The following is a 6,480-nucleotide window of genomic DNA, read 5'->3' as shown; positions in this document are numbered from 1 at the left end:
CAGGGGCAGCTTTTTTTGATACTCCTCAAGAAGGTGGCGGATTATATGCTGCGGGGCAAGAAGACCAAACCAATATCCTACTATTTCCCGATACCAATGATGTAGCAGTGGGTGGAGATGAAGTAGACATTATTTCTGCTGGCGGTGGTGTGGATAACATCATGGGTGCAGAAGGCACGGACTTTATGTTTGGTGGTGCGGGAGACGATATTGTTCGTGGAGGGGCGGGAGATGATGTCGTTGTTGGTAACGAAGGTTCGGATATTTTAATTAGTGGGGAAGGAAGCGATATCTATGAGTTTTTTGCCGATCAATTTGTTGCAGGAGATGTTGATGTCATTCTCGATTTTGAGATAGATAGGGATTCTCTAGTCTTTATTGGTACTACTAACGTCGATTACAATGCCCAAACTGGCTTAGTTTCGGTTGATGGATTAGAAGTAATTAGTTTGGATGCAGGATTAGATTTAGATGTTTTAATTAGGGAAGATTCTTCAGTTATTGCTTAATTGTAGTTAATTAAATAGATTAAAGCGATCGCCTTATTTACGAGAGATCGCTTTTTTTAATAAAATAGTCCCACCCGACACTGACGTTAAAAATATGAGTGAAGTTCAAACAATATCAGGCAAAGCTATCTCTGTTGTAGGAGACGATATCGATACAGATAGAATTATTCCCGCCCGTTTCTTGCGTTGCGTAACTTTTGACGGTTTGGGAGAACACGCTTTTGCCGACGATCGCGCCCAATCTAATGGGGAACATCCTTTCGATCGCCCCGAAAATCAAGCTGCAACTATTCTAGTCGTAAATAACAACTTTGGTTGTGGTTCTTCTCGGGAACACGCGCCCCAAGCCCTTGCCAAATGGGGAATTAAAGCAATTGTCGGTCAAAGTTTTGCCGAAATCTTTTTTGGTAACTGCGTTGCCATTGGCGTACCCTGCGCGATCGCTGCTCCTGAAGATGTGAAAAAACTACAAAATGCGATCGCCCAAAATCCTAATATTGAATTAACTGTAGATTTAACTACTATGGAAGTAAAAGGCGATAACCTTAACGTATCTGTTGCCATGAATGAAGGTTCTCGTCAAATGTTCCTTGAAGGTACTTGGGATAACTGCGGACAATTGGTTAACAATCGAGACAGTATTAAAACCACTGCCACTAAGTTGCCTTATATTAGCTGGCAGAAAGCCTAAGGATGGGTAGTGGGTAGTGGGTAATAGGCATTGGTGACAACTTAACGCTTTGTGTTTAAAGTCAAACGCTTTCAAGTAATAAGTAATAAGTAATAAGTAATAAGTAATAAGTAATACAGCAGTTTTCATCTAAGTCAGGTTCTATGATCCGAAAACTGTCCTAAAGCCTAATCGTGACAACTTAACGCTTTGTACCGTTTGTCAATCGGTTTTTAGCTATCAGCTATCAGCTATCAGCTATCAGCTTTTGAAGCATTTAAAATCTATTCTTCTTATTTTAAAGCGATCGCTCTTAAAACACTCTCGATCTACATATGGGGTTATCAAATAAACAAAACACTATCTGTAGTGCTTGACGAAATAACTCTTTTCTTAACTTGTCACTAATGCCTAAAGCCTAAAGCCTAGAGCCTAGAGGCTTTATCTTCTAGTTACAGCTTTTGCGTAATATCAGTAAATATTAAAAACTTATGAATAAAACTATCGATAGTAGTTGACTAAAGATAAATTAGCTTAACTTGTCACCAATGACCAAACATTGAACATTAATTACCTCATCATACTAAAAATAAATTTTTCTTGACTCTAGAGCTAACTAGAGAGTTTAAACTTACTGTGTAGCTGAGTTAACTAGGGAAAGCAAAGCATTAGCCGATCGCAATCCCACAAATTGAAAATGAATTCTACCAGTAATCTCAAAAAAATAAATCTCAAACTAAGGGGAATGGGTTGTGCTGCTTGTGCCAATAGTATAGAAGAAGCGATAATTAATGTGCCTGGGGTAAAAGAATGTCGGGTTAACTTTGGTGTAGAACAAGCCACTGTAGAATATAATCCCCAACAAGTTACTATTGCAGACATCCAAAATGCCGTAGCCAAGGCGGGCTATGGTGCGTCTCCTCTGCAAGAAGAAGATATTTTAATTCAAGAAGACGATACGGAAAAATTAGCTCAAAAAGCCGAATCTCGTCATTTAATTCGCAAGATAGTTGTTGGCGGGGTAATTAGTCTAATTCTAATCTTTGGCTGGTTGCTCAATCCAATTATTGCAGGGGCTGCCATGGCATTTAGTTCTGTTTCAGTAGTCACCAATGCTTTACGCTTGAGAAACTTTAGCCCAGCTAAACTTCGTTCTTAACTCAAAAATTAATCTTATCTATGAGTCATAGAGATTTATTCGCCCATGAAGCTTTAAAACAAATTCCCAAAATCCTCACTTTACTCGATCGCAATCCCCATAGTCCGACTTATGGTTGCTTCGATCGCACTTTCTGGCAGTATAAGGTAATTGATTTTCCTGCGGGAATGTCTCAGGAATTTGTTTATCCTTTAGCATTGGCATATCATTGCCATCTAACCAATAATATTTTTTATCAACAACCTGCAATTAAAGAATGGGTAGCAGCAGGAATTCTCTATGCAGCTAAAAGCAGTCATAGCAATGGCTCTTGCGATGATTATTTTCCCTATGAAAGAGCAGCAGGGGCAACGGCTTTTTCTTTACTCGCTTGTATTGAAAGCTATAAGTTGATGGAGCTAGATAATGCTGCTATTTTAGATTTTTTTACTCGTAGAGCAGATTGGCTGGCACAACACCGAGAAAGCGGACGTTTGAGCAATCACGAAGCTCTGATTGTGCTTTGTTTAAAATTATTGAGCAATCTATTAGGAAGCAAACGCTGGGATAGATACATACAAGAGCGTCTGGCAAGAGTTTTGTCGTGGCAGCATCCAGAAGGTTGGTTTGCCGAATACGAAGGGTGCGATCCTGGCTATCAGACTTTAACTATTTCCTGTTTGGCTCGAATTTATGAATTAAACCCCACCGAACAACTCCAACAAGCGATCGCCAAAGCTGTAGAATTATGCGCCCAATTCGTTCATCCTGACGGCTCTTATGGAGGGGAATATACTAGTCGCAATACTTATAATTTTTTTCCCCACGGTTTTGAACTAGTGGGCAAGTGGATGCCCATTGCTTTAAATGTTAACGATCGCTTTTTGCAGGGATTGAATAATGGTTTGGGTGCTTGCTATAGCGACGATCGCATTATCGGACATCATACTTGGAATTATCTTCTAGCTTGGCGGGATTTTATCTCCCCGCGCCCTCCCTTACAACCTCGTCCTCAAGGACGGATTTATTTACCACAAGGAGGGATTTTAATCGATCGTCGAGAAGATACGGAATTATACATTGCCCTCAATAAAGGTGGGGTGTTTAAGTTATTTCGTGACAATAAATTAGTGATTTCTGACAGTCAATTTTCTTTGCTCGTCCAACAGGGACAAAAAATTAAAAATGCTGTGGGACATCTGATCGATGATTATCAACTAGAATTACAATCAGATAAAATTGCGATCGCTGGTAACTTGGGCTGGGCAAAACAAAAACAAATGAATTCTTTCAACCTAATTATTTTGCGTTTGGTGATGTTATCTTTGGGACGCTTTTTCCCCAATTTAATTCGCAAGTTGTTACAAAAAATCTTGATAACTGGCAAAGAAGACGCACCCTTTCAGTTTTGTCGCTCTTTGCAGTGGCAAGGCAGTTATTGGGAAATTACAGATTGCTTGACAGCAAAGTCTTGGTCGGAAGTCATGACAGCGGATCTGGGTTGCGATCGCACTTCTATTTATGTAGTCATGAGTCGTACCTTCCAACCAGGGCAACTCCAGCCCAATTTAGATTTAAGCGATCGGCTCAAAAAGCTAAATTCAGAAGAACCTTTGATTTTAACCAGAAAACTTGAGCTAGATTGAAAATTTAAGTTAGGGGAAAACAACAACAAAAAATAACAACTAGTAGTAATAAAAAGTTTCTTTCTGTTCCTAAAAGTTACAGTGAGTTATTTTTAGTCTGATTCATTTAAGATATTTTTATATTTTCAAAATAGACAGCTTAATATCAATATTTACTAGTATTTTAGGTCAAGATCGGCAAAATGGCTGATGACCGATCTTATAAGGCAGCTTAAACTAAATGTGTAAAAACTCAGTCAATAATTATTTTTTACTAATAAAAACTGCTGCGGGCGAATAAAAATAACTAGCAAAAATTTATAATAAAATTGAGAAGTATTATGAAAAAATCTATTAAAATAATTAGAATTTCAAACTGGTTAGAAGCCAAAATGATTAGTAGAGATTGTGGAATTTTGTTGGCAAATCCAGAAATCAATAGCTTTGATATTATCCAAAATTTTATTGAAAATTGCGATCGCGAATTTCAAACCCCAGTTATTTACTATCAAGCCTTTCCTCAAGAAACTACTTTACAGTTTTTAGATACTCTGGGAGAAGAATTAGTTGCTAAGTTAGGCAATAACCCTCAAGATAAATCAAAAAAATCTTTCTCGGAGGTCGTTAAAGATGCTGAATTAAACATCATAATTATCGATAACTGTTATTTATATCCTCAAGATACTTTAGAGAATCTATTAAAAATATTCGCTGATTGTAATATAGGGGTCATTCTAGCGGGCGAGCAACAAAAAATGACCGCCGCTCAACTGTTAAATCATCCTGTAATATCTCATTGGGATAAACTTAACGCTAGTTGTTCCACAATTTCATCATAATAGATTAAAGAATAGAAGAAAGGCACAAAGTGTTGAGTTGTCACGATTAGGCTACGCTACATTAAATTAAAATTAGAAAATTATCAATAAAAATTAAATCGATCTAAATAAACGATTGCTTTATCCGATTCATTGTTAAGGTCAAAATGAAGCATCTAACAAAATGATATATGTTGAGTAGTCTTGGTAAGATTAACAACCCTTTTCTGAGAAGTATTACTGCTGCAAGTGCGTCCTTTGCAATGGCTATTTTGATTGCAGCAGTCGCGATCGCATTTACCGTAGATCCTAAAAATAAAGACCAATCCGCCAGTCAAAAAGCTCATCAAACAGGAATTTATGCTTCCCTCTTAGCTTTAGCAGTTGGTGCGGGAGTAGGTTTTGCCATTAAAGATAAATCTCCAGCCCCCAGCAAGCAAATTAAACACAACCAACAAAATAATCTCGATCGCGATACATGGCAAAATTGGCGAGATTTCAAAATTGTTAACAAACAACCAGAAAGTCAAGAGATAACTTCCTTCTATTTTCAACCAGTCGATGGGGGAAAACTACCAGATTTTCTGCCAGGTCAGTTTTTAACTATCAAACTAGATATTCCAGAACAAGAACGACCTGTAATTCGCACATATTCTCTTTCAGATTACCCCGAATCTCAAGACTACTATCGCCTATCGATCAAGCGAGAAGGTTCTCCCAAAGGTTTAGATGTTCCTCCTGGGGTAGCTTCCAATTTCATGCACGATCGCATTACAGAAGGTTCGATAATTCCCTGCAAACCTCCTAGCGGTAAATTTTATCTTGAAGTTGATAATTCCCTTCCTGCAATTTTAATTAGTAACGGTGTGGGGATTACTCCCATGATTGCCATGGCAAAAGCCATAGCTAGAAAAAATCCTCAACGTCATGTCTGGTTTATTCACGGGGCGCGCAATGGAGAGTATCATGCCTGTCGCGACGAGGTAAATCAAATTGCCCAGTCTCATCCCCATCTTCATATTCATTATCGTTATAGTCGCCCCCGCCCTGAAGATGAAGGGAAATATCACAGTCAAGGTTATGCGGACAAACAGTTGCTAGCCGAAACAATTATTCCCGAAATTGCCTCGACTCACAATGGCTCAACAGTAGCAGAATATTTCTTATGTGGCTCTCCTGCATTTATGGATTCGCTCCAAGCAGGATTGAATGAGTTAGGAGTAGAGGAAGATCGAGTATTCTTTGAATCTTTTGGTGGTGGTAAAACCAAAGGTAAGGCTAAGGCTGCTAACAATAATGAAGGCGCGCTCGCCAGTGCGGAAGTGGTCTTTGCCCAATCTAATAAAACCGTAACCTGGAATAGTGAAGATGGTACTCTTTTAGAATTTGCCGAGGCTAACGGTATCAATCCCGAATTTAGCTGTCGTCAGGGAGTTTGTTTGACTTGTATGTGTCAACTAAAAGAAGGAGAAGTAGAATATCTCGAAGAACCAGGTGGCGAACCCGATGAAGGGGAAGTACTAATTTGTATTTCTCAACCTAAAACCCAGAAAATTGTTTTGGATTTATAGTCAACCTGTCTTGACAATAGATAATTAATCTATAGTCGTTAGAATAAACTGGCGATTTATCAAATCTAAGATTAGATTGGGTGCGGGTTGCTTTCATCTAATTTCCTAACAATATGGATACATTATTCAACGACCAATTAATACAGGTT

The 6,480-nt window shown here is 38.5% G+C and carries 6 protein-coding genes; all 6 read left to right on the top strand.

What is annotated here, in order from left to right:
• Positions 1-509: calcium-binding protein (locus tag AC33VI_RS00490; protein WP_491780311.1), on the top strand; the 509-nt coding region annotated here is incomplete at its 5' end.
• 94 nt (positions 510-603) lie between these two features.
• The gene (gene leuD, locus AC33VI_RS00485; RefSeq protein WP_491780310.1) at positions 604-1,200 is read left to right on the top strand and encodes a 3-isopropylmalate dehydratase small subunit; all 597 of its coding nucleotides are present in this window, start codon (positions 604-606) and stop codon (positions 1,198-1,200) included.
• A gap of 676 nt (positions 1,201-1,876) precedes the next feature.
• The gene (locus AC33VI_RS00480; protein ID WP_491780309.1) at positions 1,877-2,338 is read left to right on the top strand and encodes a cation transporter; all 462 of its coding nucleotides are present in this window, start codon (positions 1,877-1,879) and stop codon (positions 2,336-2,338) included.
• 20 nt (positions 2,339-2,358) lie between these two features.
• Positions 2,359-3,963: a hypothetical protein gene (locus AC33VI_RS00475; protein WP_491780308.1), complete on the top strand. Its 1,605-nt coding sequence runs from the start codon at positions 2,359-2,361 to the stop codon at positions 3,961-3,963.
• Positions 3,964-4,283: 320 nt separating this feature from the next.
• Positions 4,284-4,781: a TniB family NTP-binding protein gene (locus AC33VI_RS00470; RefSeq protein WP_491780307.1), complete on the top strand. Its 498-nt coding sequence runs from the start codon at positions 4,284-4,286 to the stop codon at positions 4,779-4,781.
• Between the two features lie 170 nt (positions 4,782-4,951).
• Complete coding sequence (locus tag AC33VI_RS00465; protein ID WP_491780306.1) at positions 4,952-6,331, top strand: 2Fe-2S iron-sulfur cluster-binding protein; 1,380 nt, start codon at positions 4,952-4,954, stop codon at positions 6,329-6,331.
• The last annotated feature ends 149 nt before the right edge of the window (positions 6,332-6,480 follow it).

This window comes from Waterburya sp., from assembly GCF_058530065.1.
This window is presented reverse-complemented; position numbering and strand designations above follow the sequence as displayed.

What these genes read in the sequence shown, in the direction of transcription:
- AC33VI_RS00480 (WP_491780309.1), top strand. Translation starts at nt 1,877, where the DNA reads ATGAATTCTACCAGTAATCTCAAAAAAATAAATCTCAAACTAAGGGGA.
- leuD (WP_491780310.1), top strand. Translation starts at nt 604, where the DNA reads ATGAGTGAAGTTCAAACAATATCAGGCAAAGCTATCTCTGTTGTAGGA.
- AC33VI_RS00475 (WP_491780308.1), top strand. Translation starts at nt 2,359, where the DNA reads ATGAGTCATAGAGATTTATTCGCCCATGAAGCTTTAAAACAAATTCCC.
- AC33VI_RS00470 (WP_491780307.1), top strand. Translation starts at nt 4,284, where the DNA reads ATGAAAAAATCTATTAAAATAATTAGAATTTCAAACTGGTTAGAAGCC.
- AC33VI_RS00465 (WP_491780306.1), top strand. Translation starts at nt 4,952, where the DNA reads ATGTTGAGTAGTCTTGGTAAGATTAACAACCCTTTTCTGAGAAGTATT.